The sequence below is a fragment of the Pseudomonas sp. QE6 genome, from assembly GCF_041379005.1.
Lineage (GTDB): Bacteria > Pseudomonadota > Gammaproteobacteria > Pseudomonadales > Pseudomonadaceae > Pseudomonas.
In genome coordinates this window covers 1,533,230-1,555,094 of record NZ_CP166873.1, presented here as the reverse complement: position 1 = coordinate 1,555,094, position 21,865 = coordinate 1,533,230, and the positions used below count along the sequence as shown (strand labels likewise).

General features: G+C 67.1%; 13 protein-coding genes. 3 read left to right on the top strand and 10 right to left on the bottom strand.

Translation table 11 applies throughout. The features are described 5' to 3' along the window. Position 1: 1 nt before the first annotated feature. Both ACAW63_RS07030 and mexA read right to left on the bottom strand, forming a co-directional pair. A complete protein-coding gene (locus tag ACAW63_RS07030) occupies positions 2–3,145 on the bottom strand; it encodes an efflux RND transporter permease subunit (RefSeq protein WP_371232656.1) in 3,144 nt (1,047 codons plus the stop codon). Positions 3,146–3,160: 15 nt separating this feature from the next. Next, the gene (gene mexA, locus ACAW63_RS07025; protein WP_371232654.1) at positions 3,161–4,318 is read right to left on the bottom strand and encodes a multidrug efflux RND transporter periplasmic adaptor subunit MexA; all 1,158 of its coding nucleotides are present in this window, start codon (positions 4,316–4,318) and stop codon (positions 3,161–3,163) included. 269 nt (positions 4,319–4,587) lie between these two features. Between mexA and ACAW63_RS07020 the strand changes: the two genes are divergently transcribed. Then, on the top strand, positions 4,588–5,022 hold the full coding sequence (locus ACAW63_RS07020; protein WP_371232652.1) for a MarR family winged helix-turn-helix transcriptional regulator: 435 nt from the start codon (positions 4,588–4,590) through the stop codon (positions 5,020–5,022). A 52-nt stretch (positions 5,023–5,074) separates the two neighbouring features. Here ACAW63_RS07020 and ACAW63_RS07015 read toward each other — a convergent pair whose 3' ends face one another. The 3 genes from ACAW63_RS07015 to ACAW63_RS07005 all read right to left on the bottom strand — a co-directional run bounded on the left by ACAW63_RS07015 (position 5,075) and on the right by ACAW63_RS07005 (position 7,898). Next, positions 5,075–5,650 carry a YceI family protein gene (locus ACAW63_RS07015; RefSeq protein ID WP_371232651.1) on the bottom strand — a complete coding sequence of 192 codons (576 nt, stop codon included), beginning with the start codon at positions 5,648–5,650 and terminating at the stop codon, positions 5,075–5,077. A gap of 27 nt (positions 5,651–5,677) precedes the next feature. Next, a complete protein-coding gene (locus ACAW63_RS07010) occupies positions 5,678–6,232 on the bottom strand; it encodes a cytochrome b (protein WP_371232649.1) in 555 nt (184 codons plus the stop codon). Positions 6,233–6,410: 178 nt separating this feature from the next. Then, complete coding sequence (locus ACAW63_RS07005) at positions 6,411–7,898, bottom strand: flavin monoamine oxidase family protein (RefSeq protein ID WP_275609814.1); 1,488 nt, start codon at positions 7,896–7,898, stop codon at positions 6,411–6,413. A gap of 191 nt (positions 7,899–8,089) precedes the next feature. On the opposite strand from ACAW63_RS07005, the gene ACAW63_RS07000 reads away from it, so the two are divergent. Next, positions 8,090–9,493, top strand: a complete 1,404-nt coding sequence (locus tag ACAW63_RS07000; RefSeq protein WP_371232647.1) for an adenosylmethionine--8-amino-7-oxononanoate transaminase — start codon at positions 8,090–8,092, stop codon at positions 9,491–9,493. A 65-nt stretch (positions 9,494–9,558) separates the two neighbouring features. Next, positions 9,559–10,278 (top strand): 16S rRNA (uracil(1498)-N(3))-methyltransferase, encoded by a 720-nt coding sequence (locus tag ACAW63_RS06995; RefSeq protein WP_371232645.1) that lies wholly within the window; start codon positions 9,559–9,561, stop codon positions 10,276–10,278. A 135-nt stretch (positions 10,279–10,413) separates the two neighbouring features. Here the strand turns inward: ACAW63_RS06995 and ACAW63_RS06990 are convergent, their stop codons facing one another. From ACAW63_RS06990 to ACAW63_RS06970, 5 genes are all read right to left on the bottom strand, one after another. Then, positions 10,414–11,025, bottom strand: coding sequence for a LysE family transporter (locus tag ACAW63_RS06990; RefSeq protein WP_371232643.1), 612 nt, complete (start codon positions 11,023–11,025; stop codon positions 10,414–10,416). A gap of 74 nt (positions 11,026–11,099) precedes the next feature. Next, positions 11,100–11,897, bottom strand: a complete 798-nt coding sequence (locus tag ACAW63_RS06985; protein WP_371232641.1) for a helix-turn-helix domain-containing protein — start codon at positions 11,895–11,897, stop codon at positions 11,100–11,102. A 7-nt stretch (positions 11,898–11,904) separates the two neighbouring features. Next, a complete protein-coding gene (locus tag ACAW63_RS06980) occupies positions 11,905–12,390 on the bottom strand; it encodes a chemotaxis protein CheW (RefSeq protein WP_371232639.1) in 486 nt (161 codons plus the stop codon). A 16-nt stretch (positions 12,391–12,406) separates the two neighbouring features. Beyond that, entirely contained in the window at positions 12,407–13,438 is a 1,032-nt protein-coding gene (locus ACAW63_RS06975) for a chemotaxis protein CheB (protein WP_371232637.1), read from the bottom strand. Next, complete coding sequence (locus ACAW63_RS06970) at positions 13,431–21,842, bottom strand: Hpt domain-containing protein (protein ID WP_371232636.1); 8,412 nt, start codon at positions 21,840–21,842, stop codon at positions 13,431–13,433. The genes ACAW63_RS06975 and ACAW63_RS06970 overlap by 8 nt, the downstream gene beginning before the upstream one ends. Positions 21,843–21,865 lie beyond the last annotated feature (23 nt).

The window sequence follows — 21,865 nt, the reverse complement described above, 5'->3', positions numbered from 1 at the left end:
ATCAATGGCCCTTCTCGGTGGCTTCCTGTTCCTTGGACGCGGCGTCCTTGAACAGGGTACTGACCACCACGTAGAACAACGGCACCCAGAAGATCGCCAGGACGGTCGCGGTGACCATGCCGCCGATCACACCGGTACCAATCGCGTGCTGGCTGCCGGAGCCGGCGCCAGAGGAAATCGCCAGCGGCACCACGCCGAGGATGAACGCCAGGGAGGTCATGACGATCGGACGCAGACGCATCCGGCAGGCCTCGATGGCCGCCTCGACGATGCGCTTGCCCTCGCGCTCGTGCAGTTCCTTGGCGAATTCCACGATGAGAATCGCGTTCTTCGCCGACAGGCCGATGGTGGTCAACAGGCCCACCTGGAAGAACACGTCGTTGGACAGGCCGCGCATGGAGGTCGCCAGCAGTGCACCAATGACGCCCAACGGCACCACCAGCATCACCGAGAACGGAATCGACCAGCTCTCGTACAGCGCCGCCAGGCAGAGGAACACCACGATCAGCGACAGGGCATAGAGCGCCGGGGCCTGGGAGCCGGACAGCCGTTCCTCGTAGGACAGGCCGGTCCAGGCATAGCCAACGCCCTTGGGCAGTTGCTGGACGATCTCCTCGACCGCCGCCATGGCCTCACCGGTACTGCGGCCCGGAGCCGGCTCACCGAGGATTTCCATGGCCGGCACGCCGTTGTAGCGCGCCAGCTTGGGCGAGCCGTAGCTCCACTCGCCGGTGGCGAAGGCGCTGAACGGCACCATCTCGCCCTTGTCGTTGCGCACGTACCACTTGTCCAGGTCTTCCGGGCTCATCCGCGCATTCGGGCGACCCTGCAGGTAGACCTTCTTCACCCGCCCACGGTCGATGAAGTCGTTGACGTAGTTCGAGCCCCAGGCGATGGAGATAGTGCTGTTGATGTCCGCCAGCGAAACACCCAGTGCGCTGGCCTTCTCGTCATCGATCAGCAGCTTGTACTGCGGCTCGTCGTTCAGGCCGTTGGGACGCACGCGTTGCAGCGCCGGGTGCTTGCTCGCGAGGCCGAGGAACTGGTTGCGCGCCTGCATCAGCACGTCGTGGCCAACGCCCGCCTGGTCCTGGAGGAAGATGTCGAAGCCCACGGCGTTACCCAGTTCGAGTACCGCCGGCGGGGCGAAGGCGAACACCATCGCATCCTTGAAGCTGAAGAAGTGCTGCTGGGCACGCTGGGCCAGGGCGAAGACGCTGTTCTCCGCCCCCGGACGCTCTTCCCAGGGCTTGAGCATGATGAACGCCATGCCCGAGCTCTGGCCGCGGCCGGCGAAGTTGAAGCCGGTCACGGTGAACACCGAGGCCACCGAGCTGCTTTCCTTGTCCAGCAGGTACTCGCGCATCGAGTCCACCACCACCTGGGTGCGCTCGGCGGACGAGCCGGCCGGGGTCTGCACCTGGGCGAACAGCACGCCCTGGTCCTCGTCGGGGAGGAACGCGGTGGGAATGCGGGTGAACAGGTAGACCATGCCGCCGAGGATCAGCACGTACATCAGCAGGTACGGGATGCGGTGCTTGAGGATCGACGCCACGCCACGCTCGTAACCGTGGGTGGTGGACAGGAACATGCGGTTGAACCAGCCGAAGAAACCCCGCTTGTGCTCGCCGTGGTCGCCCTTCTCGATGGGCTTGAGCATGGTGGCGCAGAGCGCCGGGGTCAGGATCAGCGCCACCAGCACCGACAGGGCCATGGCCGAGACGATGGTGATGGAGAACTGCCGGTAGATCACCCCGGTGGAACCGCCGAAGAACGCCATGGGCAGGAACACCGCCGACAGCACCAGGGCGATGCCCACCAGCGCGCCCTGGATCTGGCCCATGGACTTGCGCGCGGCTTCCTTGGGCGACAGGCCTTCCTCGGCCATCACCCGCTCGACGTTCTCCACCACGACGATGGCATCGTCCACCAGCAGGCCGATCGCCAGCACCATGCCGAACATGGTCAGGGTGTTGATCGAGAAGCCGAAGGCGGCGAGCACACCGAAGGTGCCCAGCAGGACCACCGGCACGGCGATCGTCGGGATCAGCGTGGCGCGGAAGTTCTGCAGGAACAGGTACATCACCAGGAATACCAGCAGGATCGCCTCGCCCAGGGTCTTCACCACCTCATGGATGGAGGCGGAGACCACCGGGGTGGTGTCGTACGGGTAGACGATCTTCATGCCCTGCGGGAAGAACGGCTCCAGGGTCTTCAGGGTGGAGCGGATCGCCTTGGCGGTGTCCAGCGCGTTGGCGCCGGTGGCCAGCTTGATCGCGATACCCGAAGCCGGCTTGCCGTTGAACTGGGCGTTGATGCTGTAGTCCTGGCCGCCCAGGGCCACGTCGGCGACGTCCTTCAGGCGGACCTGAGAGCCGTCGGCGTTGACCTTGAGGAGGATTTCCTTGAACTGCTCGGCGCTCTGCAGGCGGGTCTTGCCGATGATGGTGGCGTTGAGCTGCTGGCCCTTGACCGCGGGCAGGCCGCCCAGCTGGCCGGAGGAGATCTGCACGTTCTGCGCCTGGATCGCCGCCTTCACGTCGGCCGGGGTCATCTGGAAGCTGTTGAGCTTGGCCGGGTCCAGCCAGATGCGCATGGCGTACTGCGAACCGAACACCTGGAAGTCGCCCACACCGGCGGTCCGCGACAGCGGGTCCTGGATGTTGGAAACGATGTAGTTCGACAGGTCTTCCTTGGTCATGCTGCCGTCGGTGGAGACGACGCCGACCACCATCAGGAAGTTCTTCACCGCCTTGGTCACGCGGATGCCCTGCTGCTGCACTTCCTGCGGCAGGAGCGGGGTGGCCAGCTGCAGCTTGTTCTGCACCTGGACCTGGGCGATGTCAGGGCTGGTGCCCTGGTCGAAGGTCACGGTGATGGTCATGCTGCCGTCGGAGTTGGACTCCGAGGAGATGTAGCGCAGATGGTCGAGACCGTTCATCTGCTGCTCGATGACCTGCACCACGGTGTCCTGCACCGTTTCGGCGGACGCACCGGGGTAGGCGACCTGGATGGCGATGGCCGGCGGTGCGATGGCCGGATACTGGTTCACCGGCAGCTTGAGGATCGACAGACCGCCCGCCAGCATGATCACCAGGGCGATCACCCAGGCGAAGATGGGCCGGTCAATGAAAAACTTCGACATTACGAATCCCCTTGATTAACCCTGCTTGGCCGGCTGAGCGGCGGCGGGCTTGTCGGCGGCGCCGGCGGTAGGCGCCACGTTCTTCGCGGGTACGGCCTTGGCCTGGACGCCCGGCTGGACGTATTGCAGGCCCTCGGTGATCAGGCGGTCGCCCGGCTTCAGGCCATCGCTGACCAGCCAGTAGGCGCCCACGGTGCGCTCGGCCTTGAGGGTGCGCTGCTCGACCTTGTCGCCCTCACCCAGCACCAGCGCGGTGGCCTGGCCACGGAAGTCGCGGGTCACGCCCTGCTGCGGAGCGAGGATGGCCTGCTTCTTCACGCCTTCCTGCAGCTGCGCGTGGACGAACATGCCCGGCAGCAGCTCCTTGTTCGGGTTGGGGAAGATCGCACGCACGGTGACCGAGCCGGTGCCCTGATCGACCGACACTTCGGAAAACTCCAGCTTGCCCTCCAGCGGATACTCCGAGCCGTCCTCCAGGTAGAGCTTGACCTTGGCGGCGTTGTCGCCGGCCTTCTCCAGCTGTCCGGCGGCCAGCTCGCGGCGCAGGCGGATCAGCGCGGTGGTGGGCTGGGTCACGTCGACGTAGATCGGGTCCAGCTGCTGCACGGTGGCCATCGCGTTGGCCTGGCCGTTCTGCACCAGCGCGCCCTCGGTCACCGAAGAGCGGCCGATGCGGCCGGAGATCGGCGAGTAGACCCTGGTGTAGCGCACGTTGATCTTGGCGTTGTCCACCGTGGCCTTGGCCTGCAGGTAGGCAGCCTGGGCATCGGCGTACTGCTGCTTGCTCACCGCCTCGTCCTTGACCAGCTCCTTGTAGCGCTCGGCCTGCTGCTGGGTGGACACCAGATTAGCCTGGGCACTCTGCAGGGTCGCTTCGTAGGTGGCCGGGTCGATCTGGTACAGCTGCTGGCCTTCCTTGACGTCGCTGCCCTCCTTGAACAGGCGCTTGAGGATGATGCCGTTCACCTGCGGGCGAACTTCGGCGATGCGATAGGCAGTCGTCCGGCCGGGCAGCTCGGTGCTCAGGGTCACCTCCTGCGATTGCAGGGTCACCACCCCGACTTCGGGGATCGGCTTCTCCTGCGGAGCCTGGCTCTTGTCACAGCCGGCAAGGGTGGCCATGGCGACGAGCAGGGCCGGGACCAGGGCGCGCATGGCTGGCTTTCGTTGCATATCGTTGTCCTCGTGAGCGAAGCATCCGGGTTGGCTGTGGGCTTGCCGGTCCGGAAAAGCTGGCAAAAATACTTACATTCAGTAGTGTCTGTAAACGTCCGAAAGCCCTGAGGGAAAACTACTGAAACGATTTAGCTTCTTGCCGAATTCGCAGTAGGTTTCCCGCAAGGCGGACGCCTGACAGCATAAAGTTGATAACATCAACTAAAATAAGAAAAATGGTTGATCCAATCAACCGGATTTACATTCCTTTTACCGTGACCGCGCCGATGACCCATACCGTGAATCCCGAGCTGCCGCAGGCCCTGATGAAGGTCTTCGACCACCTGCGCGAAAGCATCCAGGACCAGCTGTACGCCGAAGGTATCGACCTCGCGCCACCGGACATCCGCCTGCTCGAACTGATCGCCGCCGATGCCGGACAGAGCCTGCAGAGCCTGGGCCGCAAGCTGTGCCGCGACAAGGCACTGGTCACCCGCAAGATTCGCGAGATGGAAGCGCTGGGACTGGTCCGCCGCGAGCGCAACCCCGGTGACCAGCGCAGCTTCCAGCTGTTCCTCACCGAGGCCGGGCTGACCGTCGAGGCCCGCACCCAGGCCATCCTCGCACGCACCCATGACGCTCTGTTTGCGCCGCTGGACGATGCCCAGCAACAGTTGCTCACCCACTTGCTCCAGGAGTGCCTTCCGGGCCGCCCGGAGTGAGGCGCAGAAACGAAAACGCCGGCATTCGCCGGCGTTTTCGCACTGGGGCGTCTTACTGACGCACCCCTTCGACCGACAGGGTCAGCTCCACTTCCTGGGAAGCCGGACCGAGGTCGCGCTGAATGTTGAAGTCCTTCAGCTTGAGGGTGGTGGTGCCGAGGAAGCCGGCACGGTAGCCGCCCCACGGGTCGTCGCCCTGGCCGATCAGTTCAGCCTTGATGGTGACCGGCTTGGTCACGCCGTTCAGGGTCAGGTTGCCGGTGATCTCGGCGTTCTTGCCATCGGCCTTCACGGCGGTGGACTCGAAGGTGGCGGTCGGGTTCTTCGAAACGTTCAGGAAGTCCGCGCTGCGCAGGTGCTTGTCACGTTCGGCGTGGTTGGAGTTCACGCTGTTGGTGTTGATGGTCACCTTGACCTTGTCGGCGGACGGGTTCTTCTCGTCGAAGGTGAAGGCACCGTCGAAGTCGTCGAAGCGGCCATACAGCCAGCTGTAGCCCAGGTGCTTGATGCGGAACTCGATGAAGGCGTGCTGGCCTTCCTTGTCGATCTTGTAGTCCGCGGCCATGGCCTGGCCGGCGGAGAGCAGAGCGGTGCCCAGAGCCAGCGCGGCGAAGGTCTTCTTCAGCATTGAACAATCTCCCTGTGAGTGAGGTTTTTACTTCGCGGCGCGGCCGAGCATGCGCGTCAGCGTGGCGTCGCGATCGATGAAATGGTGTTTGAGGGCCGCCAGGGCGTGCAGCACGGCCAGCACCACCAGCGCCCAGGCCAGGTACAGGTGGATGACGCCCGCGACGTCGGCCTGGTCGGGCAGCCCGCTGAGGGTGGCGGGCACGTCGAACCAGCCGAACACGCTGATCGGCTTACCTTCGGCGGTGGAGATCAGGTAGCCGGCGATCATGGCGGTGAACAACAGGCCATACAGGCCGAGGTGGCCCAGCACGGTCGCCCGCCGGGTGTTCCGGCCATGAGTGGCCGGGGCCGGCGGCGGCGGGCTGACGAAACGCCAGAGCACACGCAGAACCAGCGCGATGAGCAGCAGGATGCCGATGCCTTTGTGGATGTCCGGAGCGCGGTGGTACCAGGTGTCGTAGTAGTCCAGCTCGCGCATCCACAGGCCCAGGCCGAACAGGCCGAAGACCGCCAGCGCACTGCCCCAGTGCAGGAACAGGCTGACCAGTCCGTAGCGGGAGGGGGAATTACGCCATTGCATCGATCAACATCCTTGAAAAACGGAGGCTCAAGACTAACGGCAAATCCATCGAATAAAAGTGGAAAATCCTGCTCTGAAACATCGATTCACAAGATAGATTGCCGGTGAAAGGGGCGTACCAGAGCCCCAGAAACAACAATGCCGGCTTTCGCCGGCATTGTGTGTAGGACGCTTCCGATCAGAACGGCAGCCAGGACAGGATGCCCTTCTTCTCGCCCTTGGCGGCCGGAGCCTCGCCAGCGGCCGGCTTGCTGTCGGCCACGGCCATCTTGCCTTCCAGCACCGGCGTCTTGCCGGCATACAGGTCGCGGACCTGGCTGGCGGCGCGCTTGCCGCTGCGCAGGGCGCCTTCCAGGGTGCCCGGGTAGAGCGCATCGGTGTGCTCGCCGGCGAAGGCCACGCGGGACACCGGGGTTTCCCAGACGCGCCAGAAGCGGCTGATCTGGCCCGGACCGTAGGCCAGGTAGGAGCCGCCGGTACCGACGTCGGTGCTGTAGCGGCGCATTTCATAGCCGTCGTACGCGCCGCGCATCTTCGGGTAGTACTTGTTCATGCGGATCAGCACCTGCTCCAGCACCTGGCGGTCGCCGAAGGCCTGCATCACGCGGGCGTTGTCGCCGGACAGGTTGATCAGCACGTTGGCGCCGCCCTTGGTCGCAGGCTCCACCCAGATCATGCCCAGGCCCTGGTCGCTGAAGATTTCACCGGACAGGCGCGACTTGTCGTCCCACACCGGGCGCTTGAACTTCATCAGGATCTGGTCGCGCCAGCCGTAGTTGGTGCCCTTGAGCGCCGCCTGCTGCTTCTCGTTCAGGCTCGGGATCATGGTGATGTTGCCCAGCGCACGCAGCGGCACGGCCAGCACCAGGTAATCGGCGCTGTAGCCGGTGGGGCCGACCTTGACGGTCACGCCGTCCTTGTCCTGGCTGATCGAGGTGACCTTGGCGTTGGTCTTGATGGTCTTGAGCTGCTTGACGAAGCCCTGGGCCAGCACCTGGCTGCCACCCGGCAGACGCGCGGCACGCAGGTCGCGGTCGTCGACGTTGCGGTACACGCGGCCCTGCTGGGCGAGGTACAGCAGCGACAGGCGCGACGGTTCGTCATAGCGCGAGCGGATGCGCTGGTTGACCAGCAGGCGAGCGGTCGGCGACAGGTTCAGCTTGTCCAGCCAGCGCGCGGCGTTCATCTGGTCCAGCGCGAACAGGGTCTTGCTCGACAGTGGGTTGAGCGGGTCCTCGATGGAGGCGGCCAGTTCGTCCAGGGACTTCTCGAAGCGCTCCAGATCAGCGGCGACGGCCGGCATCTTCTGCTTCAGGTCGCTGCTGGAGTAATACACGCCGTCGATCAGGTAGCTCGGCGTACGCACGAACTCGGGGGCCGGAACGGCCTTGATCTTCAGGGTATCCAGATAGCCGTTGAGCGTCGGCTGCACCTTGGCATTGCCGATCCACTCGCTGGTGGCCAGGCCCGAACGACCGCCCACCTGCGGCTTGGCCTCCAGCACGGTGACCTGCCAGCCGGCCTGTTGCAGCTCGTAGGCCGCCGACAGGCCCGCCAGTCCACCGCCGACCACGATGGCCGTCGGCTGTTTGTCCTTGCCCAGCGCCACCGCGCTGAACACCCCCAGAGCGAGCAACGCGGCAGCGCGCAGCCATCCCATTTTCATCGCCAAGCTTCCCCAGTTGGTACAAAGGCGCGAAGCATACGTGAGCGCCCGGAAGCCGAATAGCTGTCTTGGTCGGCAACCTGCGGCATGTGTCGTAGGACCCGTCCTTGTTCATCTCAATCGCATTGCATAGGCTTGCCCGACCCTCTCAAGCCGCCAGTCAGACGACCAGCCAGATAAGGAGCAGCCCCATGGGCCTGAATGCCGAGTGGATGCAGCGTGATCTCCAGGTGCTGTGGCACCCCTGCACCCAGATGAAAGACCACGAACGCCTGCCGGTGATTCCGATCCGCCGCGGCGAAGGCATCTGGCTGGAGGACTTCGAAGGCAAGCGCTACCTGGATGCGGTCAGTTCCTGGTGGGTCAACGTCTTCGGCCACGCCAACCCGCGCATCAACCAGCGCATCAAGGACCAGGTGGACCAGCTGGAGCACGTGATCCTCGCCGGTTTCAGCCACCAGCCGGTCATCGAGCTGTCCGAGCGCCTGCTGCGCCTGGCCCCGGCGGGCCTGTCCCGGGTGTTCTACGCCGACAGCGGCTCGGCGGGCATCGAGGTGGCGCTGAAGATGAGCTACCACTACTGGCACAATCTCGGCCAGCCGCAGAAGAAACGCTTCATCACCCTGACCAACAGCTACCACGGCGAGACCGTGGCGGCGATGTCGGTAGGCGACGTGGCGCTGTTCACCGAGACCTACAAGTCGCTGCTGATGGACACCATCAAGGTGCCGACGCCCGACTGCTACCTGCGCCCCGAAGGCGTGAGTTGGGAAGAACACTCGCGGACGATGTTCGCCGCCATGGAGCAGGCACTGGAGCAGCACCATCAGGAAGTCGCGGCGGTCATCGTCGAGCCCCTGGTGCAGGGCGCCGGCGGCATGCGCATGTACCACCCGGTCTACCTCAAGCTGCTCCGCGAAGCCTGCGACCGCTACGACGTGCACCTGATCCACGACGAGATCGCCGTCGGCTTCGGCCGTACCGGGACGATGTTCGCCTGCGAGCAGGCCGGCATCACCCCGGACTTCCTGGTGCTGTCCAAGGCGCTGACCGGCGGCTACCTGGCGATGAGCGCGGTGCTCACCACGGACAAGGTCTACCAGGCCTTCTACGACGACTACGCCACCCTGCGCGCCTTCCTTCACTCGCATACCTACACCGGCAACCCGCTGGCCTGCGCCGCCGCCCTGGCGACCCTGGACATCTTCGAGCAGGACAACGTCATCGAGGCCAACAAGGCCCTGGCGGCGAAGATGGCCAGCGCCACCGCGCACCTGGCCGACCACCCGCATGTCTCGGAAATCCGCCAGACCGGCATGATCCTCGCCATCGAGATGGTCCAGGACAAGGCTACGAAGACCGCCTACCCCTGGCAGGAACGCCGCGGCCTGAAGGTCTTCCAGCACGGCCTGGAACGCGGCGCGCTGCTGCGTCCGCTGGGCAGCGTGGTGTACTTCCTGCCGCCGTACATCATCACCCCCGAACAGATCGACTTCCTCGCCGAAGTCGCCAGTGAAGGCATCGACATCGCCACCCGCGACAGCGTGAGCGTGGCGGTCAGCGAACGCTTCCCCGGGCATCGCGATCCGGGCTGATCGGCTACAAGCGGCAGGCCGAAAGCTTTAAGCTTGCCGCTTTCCCCTTCTGCACCGATACCGCCATGCGCCTCTCCCGCTTCTTCATCGACGCCCCGCTCTCCCTCGGCCAGCACGAGCTGCCCGAAGCCCAGGCCCACTACATCGGCCGCGTGCTGCGCCATTCGGCGGGCGACGCCGTGCAGCTGTTCGACGGTTCCGGCCGCGAATACCTAGGCGAGCTGATCGAAGTCGGCAAGAAGACGGTGCGCGTGGAACTGCGTGAAGCATTCGACGGCCAGCCCGAATCGCCGCTGCGCGTGCACCTGGGCCAGGGACTGTCCCGTGGCGAGCGCATGGACTGGGCGATCCAGAAGGCCACCGAACTGGGCGCCAGCGAGATCACCCCGATCGTCAGCGAACGCTGCGAAGTGCGCCTGAAGGACGAACGCGCCGACAAGCGCATGGCCCACTGGCGCCAGGTGGCGATCAGCGCCTGCGAGCAGTGCGGCCGCTCGGTGCTGCCGGTGCTCAATGCGCCGGTCCCCCTAGCGGAGTGGCTGGAGGGCTGCGAGGCGCAGCTCAAGCTGGTGCTGCACCCGGTGGCGGAGCCGTTGACCAGTCATGACAAGCCGCAGAGCCTGGCTTTTCTGATCGGGCCGGAGGGTGGCTTGAGCGATGCCGAGGTGGAGCAGGCGAAGTCGGCGGGCTTCCACGCCGCCCGGCTCGGGCCGCGCGTGCTGCGGACAGAGACGGCGCCCGTCGTTGCGCTGAGCGTGGCGCAGCAGCTATGGGGCGATTTCTAAACGCATCTGCGTTGGGCGGGTTCGCGAGCAAGCTCGCTCCTACCCAAAGCGCACCGTGCCAGCCGGCTGTCGGTAGGACCGAGGGGGACGCCCAGTCCTTGCTCGCGAACAGCCCCGGCACTGAGCCCCGGCGATTCATATCCCCCGCAGCGCCAACCCCGCCAACACCAGCAATACCACCCCGCACAACGCGTGGCTCACCCGGTGCCAGCGCGGCGAAGCGTTGCGCCGCAGCCAGTCCACCAGTGCCGCGCAGAAGAAGCAGCAGAGCACCGACGCCGTCATGAAGCCGGCGAAGAACACCAGCGAGTCCCCCAGCGTCGGCACATCGTCCACCAGACCGGCCATCGCTCCACCCAGCGCGCCCCAGTAGACGATGTTCTTCGGGTTCGACAGCGACAACATCGCCCCGGAAGCGAAGGCGCCGGCGTTGTGCTCGCCGCTATCGCCCTCATCCACTACCCCGACCTGGCGGGCATCGCGCAGGCTCTGTACACCCAGCCAGGCCAGGTAGGCCGCGCTGGCCAGGGTCAGCGGCAGGCGCAGCGTCTCATGGCCCAGCAGCAGCGCCAGGCCGGTCAGGCCGATCAGCGCCCATACCGCATCGCCGATCAGCGAGCCGAACTGCACCAGCAGCGCCGGGCGGAATCCGCCCTTGAGCCCGCGGCGCAGGGTTTCGGCCAGCACGGCGCCGGGCGACAGGCAGAACACGATGCCGAACAGCAGCGCGGCGAAGAACAGGGTCATGGATTAGTTCTCGAACAGAATGGCGATGGCGCAATTCTGCCTGGGCAAAGGCTGTCGTACTTGAACCGGATTGCTCAGCGCAGGGCGCGCTGGAAGTCGCCCGGCGACACGCCATAGGCCGCGCGAAAATGCCGGTTCAGGTGGCTCTGGTCGGCGAAACCCAGTTCGTGCGCCACCTCGGTGGCCGGTAGGCCGGCACGCAGCAGCGCCTGGGCGCGGCGCGTACGCAGCTGCATCGCCCATTGCCGGGGGCTCAGGCCCACCTGCTTCTGGAAGCTGCGCAGCAGGTGGAAGCGCGACAGGCCGAGATAGGTCGCCATCTCATCCAGGCTCGGCTGTCGCGCCAGATCGGCGGCCAGCCAGTCCTGCAGGTCGGCAATCCGACCACCGCTCTGCACACCCTCCTGTGACAGGCGCACCCCCATGACACGGGCGATTTCGGCGAGCAGCAGCGTCAGGCGCTCCTCGCCGCGCTCGCGGATGAAGGCGTCACCACCCAGCACACGCTCGACGGCATCCGCCATCGCAAACGCGAGAGCGGGCAACCGCGCAGTGGGGCGCTCGAACTCCAGGCGTGTCAGACCGAGCATGGCGGCCAGCTGTTCGGGCGCGAGATAGAGGCTAACGAACTGCCAGGGCTGGTCCTCGGCGACTCCGCCGCCCTGGATCTGCCCGGGGTTGTAGCTGGTGATGACGCCAGGGCCGGCGGCGAAGGTGCGGCCGTCCAGCCACACCCGCTCCTCGCCGCGCAGGTTGGCGCTGATGACGAATTCGTCGTGGCTGTGGCGCTCGAAGGAATGTCCGCCGAGGGTGGCACTGGCCACCTCGAAGCCGGGCTCACCACCCAGCTGTGCGAGACGCAGGCCGTTCATGCCGGCATCAGATCAGGCCGGAATCGGCCAGCATCTGTTCCAGCGCGATCAGGTCGGGAATGCGCGCCTGCTCGTCGCCCAGGCTGACCGCATCCAGTTCCAGCCGCGCCAGCGGCACGTTGGCGCGCTGCAGGTCGGCGCCGACCTTCAGCGAGCGCGGAATGCCCTGCACCAGCAGGGCGAGGAACTTGACGTTGGGGCGCCCGCCGAGGGCGTTGAGCACGAGCACCCGGGCACCGGCGTTGACTTGCGCCTGGCCACCGGAAGCCGCCTCGAAGGACAGCAGCGGCAGGCGAAGTTCACGCCAGGCCACCTGGCCCAGGTACCAGGAGGGCAGGCCGTCCACCGGGTGCGGTGCGCGGTAGGTGATCAGTTCGGCCACCGCCACGTTGGGCAGCAGCAGGTTGCGGTCGGCCAGCGGCACCAGCAGGCCGGTCAGGCTGTCCGGCGCGGCAACCTGGCCGCCTTCCCTGACCACGGAAAGATCACTCATCGCAGCACTCCACGTCTCACGTTACTTCGGCCACGCACTGCGCGGCCAGGTGGTTGACCAGCGTCGCCGCGAGCTCGCGCGGGTCGCCCGAGAAGGTGCTGTAGCCCCCTTCACGCAGGCTGTCGGGCATGCTCGAACAGGCGCAGCTGTCGGCGCGCTGGGTCCAGATTTCCGCGCCCTGCCTGCGCACGTAGGCCGCCGCCGCGCTGCCATCGCTGCACATGCCACTGAAGACGATCACGCCACAGCGATCGCCGTACTGCTGGGCCAGGTTGAGCATCATCTGGTCAATGGACGGGCTGTAGGGCTCCGGCCAGGCACGTTCGAGGACGCGCATCCGCGCTTCGCCGTCGAACCCCAGCTCCTGGCTGATCGGCACCACCACCACTTCGCCGCAGCGCACCGGATCGCCGTCGCGCACGGTGTTCACGTGCCACTGGCTGTGACGGCCGACCGCCTGCGGCAGGTTGGCCTCGAACGCCGGATCGATGTGCTGGGCGTAGAGGAAACCGACCGGCAAGGCGCCGGGCAGTGCATCGAGGAAGGCCTTCACCGCCGCCGGACCGCCCAGCGACGCCGCCAGCAGCCAGACCTGCGCGGCAGGCTCACCGGCTTTCAGTGGCGATGCGGCGAGGTCGTCGGGCAGCGCCACGCGGCTGGGCCGCTGCGCTTCATCGAGCAGCGCCGCCAGGCTTCTGCCGACGCCGGCGCTGGGGTCGCCCACCAGCTTGCGCAGTTTGGAGACCAGGCGCCGCTCCCAGCGCGGGTAATGCTCGGAATGCCGCTCCGGCGCGTGCCCCTCGCCGAACAGCACGGGTATCCGCGACTGCTCCAGCAGGTTGTCCACCAGCGGCGAGTCTTCCTGCTGGGCCAGGTCCACCAGCCACAGGTCGGTCTCGCAGGCGTCCAGTTGCTCGCTGTCCAGGCGCGCCGGGTCGGCGTTGAGCACCACCTGGTAGCCGTGGCCGGCAAGCGCCTGCGCCAGCACATGGCGTTGCAGGGAGGTGTCGGCGATGACCGCGATACGCGGCGTGCTCTGCTCAGACATGGGACTTCACCAGGCTCAGGATGCTCTCCAGCAGTTCAGTTTCCTGGTACGGCTTGCCCAGGTACTGGTTGACGCCGATGGCCAGGGCGCGATCGCGGTGCTTCTCGCCAGTTCGCGAGGTGATCATGATGATCGGCAGGTCCTTGAGTTGCTCGTCGTGGCGCACCAGGGTCGCCACCTCGAAGCCGTCCATGCGCGGCATCTCGATGTCCAGCAGCATGATGTCGGGCTTGTGCTCCTGCAGCTGGGCGATGGCGTCGACCCCGTCCTTGGCGGTCAGCACGTTCATGCCGTTGCGTTCCAGCAGGCGGCTGGTGACCTTGCGCACGGTGACCGAGTCGTCCACCACCATGACCAGGGTCGGGCGCTGGTGTTCGACTTCCGCCGCGGCAGGGCCTGCCAGCTGACGGCGCGGCTGGGCTTGCAGCGCGTGGGCATGGCGCACGCGGATGGTCGCCAGCAGGTCGAGAATCACCACCACGCGGCCGTCACCGAGGATGGTCGCGCCGGAGATGCCGGCAACCCCGGCGAACTGCGCGCCGAGGCCCTTCACCACGATTTCGCGGGAGCCCGCCAGGGCATCGACCTGCACCGCCACGGCATGGTCCGCCGAGCGCACCAGGATCACCGGCAGCGGCAGCGACTGGCCCACCAGTTTCGGGTGCTGGCCGTTGTTGAGCAGGTCGCCCAGGTACTTCAGCTCGTAGTCCTGACCTGCGTATTCGAAGCGCGGCGCAGTGCTGCCCTCGGCCGCGGCCTGCTCGTAGAGCGCCTCCAGCTCGTAGGGGGACACCCGCACGATACCTTCGATGGTGTTCAGCGGCAGGGCGTAAAGGTCCTCGCCGGAGAGCACCATCAGCGCGCGGTTCACCGACACGGTGAACGGCAGGCGGATGTTGAAGTGCGTGCCCTCGCCCAGCGTCGAGTGGATGCTGATGGAGCCGCCCAGTTGCTTCACTTCGGAGGCGGCCACGTCCATGCCGACGCCACGGCCGGAGATCTGCGTGATCTTCTCGGCGGTACTGAAACCGGCTTCGAGGATGAACTGCAGCACCTCGTGGTCGGTCAGGTCGCTGTCCTCGGTCATCAGGCCGCGCTCAATGGCCTTGCGCCGCACCGCATCGAGGCGAATGCCGCCGCCGTCGTCGCCCAGGGTCAGGAGGATGTCGCCACCCTCGCGCCCCAGGGTCAGGCGGATGGTGCCGGTTTCCGGCTTGCCGGCCAGGCGGCGTGTCTCGCCGGACTCGATGCCATGGTCCACCGCGTTGCGCAGCATGTGTTCCAGCGGTGCGACGATGCGTTCGAGCACCGTGCGGTCCATCTCGCCTTCGGCGTTGCTGACCACGAACTCGACCTGCTTGCCCAGCTCGTTCGCCACCTGGCGGACGATGCGACGCAGGCGCGGCACCAGGCGATCGAACGGCACCATGCGGGTGCGCATCAGGCCTTCCTGCAGCTCGGTGTTGACCCGCGCCTGTTGCAGCAGCAGGGTCTCGGCGTCGCGGTTCTTCGCGGCCAGGGTTTCCTTCAGGTCGAACAGGTCGGAGGCGGACTCGAACAGTGCGCGCGAGAGCTGCTGCAGCTGCGAGTAGCGGTCCATCTCCAGCGGGTCGAAGTCTTCGTAGCCGGCGCGCTCGGCGTCGGCCTGGTGGCGCGAGAGGATCTGCGCCTGGGTTTCGGTATCGAGACGGCGCAGCTGGTCGCGCACACGCTCGATGGTGGCTTCCATTTCCGTCAGGGTCGAACCGACGTCGCTCACCTGCTGCTCGACCCGGCCGCGGAAGATGGAGGTCTCACCGGCGAGGTTGACCAGGCCTTCCAGCAGTTGCGCGGGGACTTTCACCAGCTCCTGCGGCGCGCGGCGGGCGGCCGCTTCCTGGGCAGCCTCCTGGGCGCGGCGGACGAACGGCAGCACCACCGGCGCCTCGACGCGCTGCGGCACGGTCGCGGCCATGATGGCTTCGGGCAGTACGCTCGGCAGGGACGCCGGCGGCGCCACTTCGAGCGGCAGCGGTGCCGGCTCGGGGGCGGTCACTTCGGTTTCGCCCAGGTGCTGGCGCAACTGGTCGACTTCGGCCTGCAACCCTTCGAAGCCGGACTGCACGTCCAGCAGCAGGCTGTCCGGCCAGGGCGCGCCCTGCTGCTGGGCCTCGGACAGGTGCTGTTCGAGGTCGTGGGCCAGGTCGCCCAGACCGCTCTGGCCGGCCAGGCGCGCACCGCCCTTGAGGGTATGGAGGATCCGCAGCAGTTCGTCCAGCGCACCGTTTTCGCGCTCGGCGTCCCAGCGGCCCAGGGCCTGTTCCATGGCGTCGAGGAGGTCGTCGGCCTCTTCGAGGAAGATATCGAGGATGTCCGCTTCCGGACCTTCCGCCAGGGCGGGTTCGGCGGTCAGGGCCTGCAGGCTGACACTGCTGGGGACGCTCAGTTGCTCGTCGGGGCTTGCACGAAATCGGTGGATCGCCTCGATCAACGAGTCGCCCTCCGGAATCCGCCGGTGCCCCTGGACGGCCTCGAGCATCTCGGCGAGACGATCGTGGCAGCGCTGCAGCAGTTCGAACAGCGTGGGGCTGGCGCGCAGGCGCCCGCCGCACAGGCCTTCGTAGAGGAATTCCAGCTCGTGGGCGAGATCGCCGATGGGACGGATCTCGGCCATTCGCGCACCGCCCTTGAGGGTATGCAGATCCCGCTGCAAAGCCTCCAGTTCGACACTGTTGTCGACGTTTTCCATCCAGCGCTGCAAGGCGCCGGAGGAGCTTTCAAGGATATCGAAACCTTCCTCGAGGAAGATTTCCACCAGCTCCTGGTCGTGTTCGTCGTCCAGCTCGTAGCCGGCGGTGGCCATCGGTTCCGGCGCACCGTCCTGCGGCGTTTCGGCGATATCCGCCTCGGCCTCGTCGAGGAAGGCCTGCAGATCGACCTCCGGCAGCGCCGCCGGGGTTTCCTCGGCTTCGGCGGCGAGCTCAGGCTCGGCGGGCAGCTCCAGCTCGATCTCCTGCGCGACAGGCTCCTGCTCCGCTTCGGCGTCCACCGCCAGCGGGGCCTGGGCCAGCGAGGCGCTCAAGCCGGCGGCGGGATTCTGCCGAAAGGTACGGATGGTCTGCACCAGGTCGGCCGGGTCGGTCAGCGCCTGCCCGGCCTGCAACTGGTCGAGCTGGGTCGCCAGGCGGTCGTGGCAGGTACGCAGCAGGCCGCCCAGCGCCGGGCTGTGCTGGAAGCGATGGTCCAGCAGTCCTTCGTAAAGCGATTCGAGTTCGTGGGACAGGTCGCCGATCTCGCGGATCTCGGCCATGCGCGCGCCACCCTTGAGGGTGTGCAGGTCGCGCTGCAGGGTCGACAGGGCCGCCAGGGCCTCGGGTGACTGCAGCCACTTCTCCAGCGCCTGGCCGGCGTTGTCCAGGATATCCACCGCCTCTTCGAGGAAGATCGCGACCATTTCCTCGTCCAGCGCTTGCGGCGGAGGCTGCGGGGCGGCATAGGGACGCGGGTCGGCGGCGGTGATGACTTCGTCGTCATCGGCAGGCTGCGCCTGCTCGGCATTGTCGTTGCGCGGCGGCCAGGTCAGGCCGTCCGGCAGGTCTTCCTCGGCCACCGGGCGGGTGTCGAGCAGGAACTCTTCGTCCTCGGCCGGGAAGTCGTCGGCGGTCAGGCTCTCCAGGTCGACGAAGTCCTGTTCCGGCTCAGCCGGCGAGTCCAGCAAGCGACGCAGGGCCTCGACCTGTTCCGGGCGGGCGCTGACCTGCAGGGCCGCGGCCACCTGGTCCATCATGCCGATCAGGGCTTCGTGGGCCTCCTCGGCGGCACTGAAGAAGGCATCGCCGACATCCAGGCGACCCTGCTGTACCGCGCCATAGACCGCCAGCAGAGCATCGGCCAGTTCGGCCATCTGCGGCAGCTCGGCCATCTGCGCGCCGCGGCTGAGGGTTTCCAGCTCGTCGTGCAGCGCGCCCAGCTCCTGGCGCTCCTGCGGATGTTCGCGCCAGCGCCGCAGCAGGTCCTCGGCGTCCAGCAGGATGTCCATGCCCTCTGCGAGGAACATACCGATCAGCTTCGGATCGCTACCCTCGCCGCTTTCGCCACGGCGCTTGGCCTCGGCGGCCTCCAGGCGCTCCTGGTGGACCTGGGCGATGCGCGCCAGCAGTTCGGCGCTGCCGTCGATGGGCGCCAGCGGGCGGCCTTCCAGCAGCTGGTCCAGGCCGACCCGGAACAGACGCTCGGCGCCGTGCAGCAGCTCGGCCTCGCGCAGGTCGATCTGCAGCAGGTTGGTCTTGAACTCTTTCATCAGCCGCTCGAGCGGCGTGGCGATTTCGGCGATCGGCAAGATGCCCGCCATGTGCGCGCTGCCCTTGAGGGTATGCAGGGCGCGCTGCAGGTCGTCGGTCACCGGCTGCGGCAGCTGCTGCGCGCAATCGGCGAGGAAGCCGACCAGGGTCTCCAGATGGGTTTCCGCCTCGTTGCGGAAGATTTCCAGCAGTTGCGGGTCGAGGCTTTCACCTTCGACTTCCGCGCTGCTCGACGCGGCGGGCGCGCTCGTCTCCTCGATGGCGGCCTCGGCAGCAGCGTCCGGCTGCGGCTGTCCACCGCCGGGCGGCGGGACCGGCTGCCCCTTGGCCAGGGCATGCGCGGTGGCGGCCAGGCGGTCGACATCGTCGCGCTGGCGCTGGGCGTTGGCGGCGAATTCCTCGACCAGCTCCGGCATCAGCGCAACCACGTCCTGCACCACCTGCTGCACGGCCGGGGTGGTGGAGATGCTGCGGTCGAGCACACGGTTGAGCAGGTTCTCGATGGACCAGGCCAGCTCGCCGATGACCAGCGCGCGGACCATGCGGCCACTGCCCTTGAGGGTGTGGAAGGCGCGGCGGATCTCGGTCAGCGCATCGCGCTCGTCGCCGTTCGCCAGCCAGGCGGGCAGATACTCGCCAATGGTTTCCAGCACCTCGCCGGCTTCTTCGATGAAGACCTCGCGCAGTTCCTCGTCCATCGGCTCTTCGTCGGCCGGTGGCGGCAGCAGGCTGGGCGGCACTTCCTGCGCCGGCGGGTTGATGGCCTGGGTGGGAGCGGCCATCACTTCGGCGAGGGACAGGGGCTTCGCCACCGGCTCGGCGACCGGCTCCGCCACGGGCGGCGGACTCGGCAGTTCGACTTCCGGCAGGTCGAGGTCGGTGATATCCAGATCGTTCCAGTCTTCCACCGGCGCGTGCGGCTCGCCGCCATCAGCGGCCAGGGCATCCAGCTCCAGCGGCGCATCCAGGCTGAAGTCGATGCCGTCGGCCAGGGCGGGCGTCTCGGACAGCTCACCGAGGGTCCAGTTGTCATCGCTGACCAGAGGCTGTTCGGCGGCGGGCAATTCGACATCCCAGCTCAGCTCATCCGCCGAGGCAATCGGCGCGACCGGGGTCGGCTCGAGGGCCGCCGGAAGCTCGTCCAGCGCCAGCGGCGCGTCCAGGCTGAAGTCGACGCCCTCGACCAGGGCGGGCGTCTCGGACAGCTCGCCGAGGGTCCAGTTGTCATCGCTGACCAGCGGCTGCTCGGTGGTCGGCAGTTCGACGTCCCAGCTCAATTCGTTCGCCGGGGCGGCGGAGGCGGTCGGAACCGACTCCAGGGTGCCCGGGAGTTCGTCCAGGGTCAGCGGCGCATCCAGGCTCAGGTCGACGCCTTCGCCCAGGGCGGGCGTCTCGGACAGCTCGCCGAGGGTCCAGTTGTCGTCGCTCACCAGCGGCCGTTCGGCGGCAGGCAGTTCGACGACATCCCAGCTCAGCTCGTCCGCCGGGGTGGTCGGCTCGGTGGCGCCCGGGAGTTCGTCCAGGGTCAGCGGCGCATCCAGGCTGAGGTCGACGCCTTCGCCCAGGGCGGGCGTCTCGGACAGCTCGCCGAGGGTCCAGTTGTCGTCGCTCACCAGCGGCTGTTCGGCGGACGGCAGTTCGACGATGTCCAAATTCAGCTCGTCAGCCAGCGTAGCGGGCGTCGGCTCGCTGACGCCGAAGCTCTCATCCAGCGCCAGCGGTGCCATGGGTTCGGTAGACGGCTGGCTCGGGTCGCTGCTCAGCCAGTCCTCTTCGACAGCGGGCGCGTTGTCGCCAGCAGGCTCCAGCGAAGCGCTCGCTTCGTCGGTCCTGGCCGGCGCATCGCTCAGCTCGGGCTGGGTGGGAAGCTCGTTGGGCTCGGTGCTCAGGTCGAGCGATTCCCAGAGGTTATCTTCCGAGGCCACGGGCTCGACGATGTTGTCCAGCTCCCAGGCCGGTTCGCCCAGGTCCGGAGCCGGGACATCCAGCGCCAGGGGTTCCAGCGGGGCATACGCCGCAAGGTCGACTGGCGCGGCAGCCGGCTCATCCAGCAGGCTTTGGCCCCAGCTCAGCGCCTCGGGCGCCTCCTGGCTGGCCTCCGGCGCAGCGTCTGGTTCGTCCAGCACCCCGGCGCCCAGATCGGCCACTGGCTCGGCATCGAGTTGCGGTGGTTCGAAGGTCGGCGCTTCGACCTGGAGATCGTCGAGGGTCAGTTCCTCCGCCGGCGCCAGGGTGCTGAAATCGTCCACCGGGGCGGCGGGCAGTTCTTCCACCGGTTCATCCAGCGCCGCCAGCAGGACGCTCGGCGCCTCCGGCTGCTCCGGCTCGACGGCGAGGTCAGCGGCCAGGGCCGCGCTGGCGAGCACGTCGATTTCATCCAGCGGATTGTCCAGCGGCGCCGGAGCCGGCGGCTCGACGGCATCGAGGATCGACGGGCGCGGCTTGAGGGAGTAGCCCAGGCTTTCCAGGCTTTCCTCGGCCACGTCGAGAATCAGGTCGCCCTGGGTGCCCTGGTCCTCGGACAGGCGCTCCAGGTAGTACTCGACGCTGGTCATGGCGTCGGCGAGGGTGTCGAGGCTGTGCCAGTCCGGCACGGCCTGGCGCACCAGCAGTTGTTCCTGGATGTAGCGATTGCAGGATTCCAGCAGTTTCGCCGCACGTTCCTGGGAGATCATCGCCAGACCACCGCGCACTTGCGTCAGCAGCTCCGGCACGCGGGCCAGGTGCTGGTGGTTCCATTGCGAGGCGATGAACTCGATGATCGCGTCCTTGGCCAGCTCCAGGCCATTGCGCGCTTCCTTGATCACCACCTGGTGGATCTGCTCGACATCGGTGGTCGGCAGGCGGCTTTCCTCGCTGCCCGGTTGCTCGCTCGGGCCGACCATGCCGGCCAGGGTCGCTTCCACGTAGAGCAGCGCGCCGGCCACGTCCATCAGCGTCGCATCGTCCGGCTTGCGCTGGCCGCGCGCCAGGGCGCCGACCACGTCGATCTGGTCGAGGATGACCTTGCGCGGCTGGCCGAAGCCCAGCACCGCGAGGGTGTCGGCGATCTGCTTGAGCGGCGCCAGCAGGCTTTCCAGCTCGCCCACCACGCTGCGGTCGCTGCGCACGAAGAGGTCGAGGCTGTCCTTGACCCGCACCAGTTCCTCGCACAATGCGCCCACCACCGAACGCATGGCGTCGCGGTCGGGGCCGGCCAGGCGGGCACGTTCCTCGTCGACCACCGCCGCGCCGGGCAGGGCGTCATCCAGGCGGTACTCGTCCTTCACCGCACGCACACGCGGCGACTGGTCGGAGGCCTTGGCCACGTAGAACAGCAGGTTCTTGATCAGTTCGTCCGGCGCCGGCTGGTTCATCGCATCGGCGCCCTGCTCGACCAGGCGCTTGAACTCGCGGTCCACCTGGCGCAGCAGGTTGCGCATGGAGGTGCCGTTGGCGATGCTGCCATTGGCCAGGCCTTCGACAATCGCCGAGGCGATCACCCACAGACGGCCCAGCGGCGCGTCCTTGCACAGCGACTCCAGGCGGGCGAAGACGCGCGCCATGTAGCCCAGGTTGGTCGGCAGGTCCTGGTTGCGTATGACGCCGACCAGGGCGACCTGCAGCATCTGCCGCAGCTTGCGCAGCAGCGTGGTGAACTCGGCGGTACGCAGCCGCGCCAGGGCGTCCACCGGCAGCGCCGTGGCACCGCGGGAGAGGTCGGGGGCGAACAGGCTGGTTTCCGACAGCAGCTTCTCGCCACGGGCGGTGCGCAGGTCGTTGAGCAGCGGCAGCACGACCATCGGCAGGTCGCGGCGGGCGCTCTGGATGCGATCCAGGTACACCGGCAGCTGCAGGATCGCCTGCATCAGCACTTCCAGGGCCTCGCCCTGGCTGGTGACGCGCTGGTCGATCAATGCCTGGGTCAGGTGCTCCATCTCTTCGGCGAGCAGTGCCGCGCCGTAGAACTCCACCATCTGCAGGGTGCCCCGCACCTGGTGGATATAGGCCAGGCAAAAGCCCATCCGCGTCGGGTCCTGGGGATTCTCGACGTAGGATTCGAGCGCCTGCCGCGCCTGCTTGAGCGTTTCGGCAATCTCGCCTTTTACCCATTCCAGGGCGACATAATCGTGCCGATCACCCATAGCCACTCCACTCATGTGTCTGT

Excerpts from the sequence above, each read along its gene's own strand:
- ACAW63_RS07030 (WP_371232656.1), bottom strand. The coding sequence starts at position 3,145 with ATGTCGAAGTTTTTCATTGACCGGCCCATCTTCGCCTGGGTGATCGCC.
- mexA (WP_371232654.1), bottom strand. The coding sequence starts at position 4,318 with ATGCAACGAAAGCCAGCCATGCGCGCCCTGGTCCCGGCCCTGCTCGTC.
- ACAW63_RS07020 (WP_371232652.1), top strand. The coding sequence starts at position 4,588 with ATGACCCATACCGTGAATCCCGAGCTGCCGCAGGCCCTGATGAAGGTC.
- ACAW63_RS07015 (WP_371232651.1), bottom strand. The coding sequence starts at position 5,650 with ATGCTGAAGAAGACCTTCGCCGCGCTGGCTCTGGGCACCGCTCTGCTC.
- ACAW63_RS07010 (WP_371232649.1), bottom strand. The coding sequence starts at position 6,232 with ATGCAATGGCGTAATTCCCCCTCCCGCTACGGACTGGTCAGCCTGTTC.
- ACAW63_RS07005 (WP_275609814.1), bottom strand. The coding sequence starts at position 7,898 with ATGAAAATGGGATGGCTGCGCGCTGCCGCGTTGCTCGCTCTGGGGGTG.
- ACAW63_RS07000 (WP_371232647.1), top strand. The coding sequence starts at position 8,090 with ATGGGCCTGAATGCCGAGTGGATGCAGCGTGATCTCCAGGTGCTGTGG.
- ACAW63_RS06995 (WP_371232645.1), top strand. The coding sequence starts at position 9,559 with ATGCGCCTCTCCCGCTTCTTCATCGACGCCCCGCTCTCCCTCGGCCAG.
- ACAW63_RS06990 (WP_371232643.1), bottom strand. The coding sequence starts at position 11,025 with ATGACCCTGTTCTTCGCCGCGCTGCTGTTCGGCATCGTGTTCTGCCTG.
- ACAW63_RS06985 (WP_371232641.1), bottom strand. The coding sequence starts at position 11,897 with ATGAACGGCCTGCGTCTCGCACAGCTGGGTGGTGAGCCCGGCTTCGAG.
- ACAW63_RS06980 (WP_371232639.1), bottom strand. The coding sequence starts at position 12,390 with ATGAGTGATCTTTCCGTGGTCAGGGAAGGCGGCCAGGTTGCCGCGCCG.
- ACAW63_RS06975 (WP_371232637.1), bottom strand. The coding sequence starts at position 13,438 with ATGTCTGAGCAGAGCACGCCGCGTATCGCGGTCATCGCCGACACCTCC.
- ACAW63_RS06970 (WP_371232636.1), bottom strand. The coding sequence starts at position 21,842 with ATGGGTGATCGGCACGATTATGTCGCCCTGGAATGGGTAAAAGGCGAG.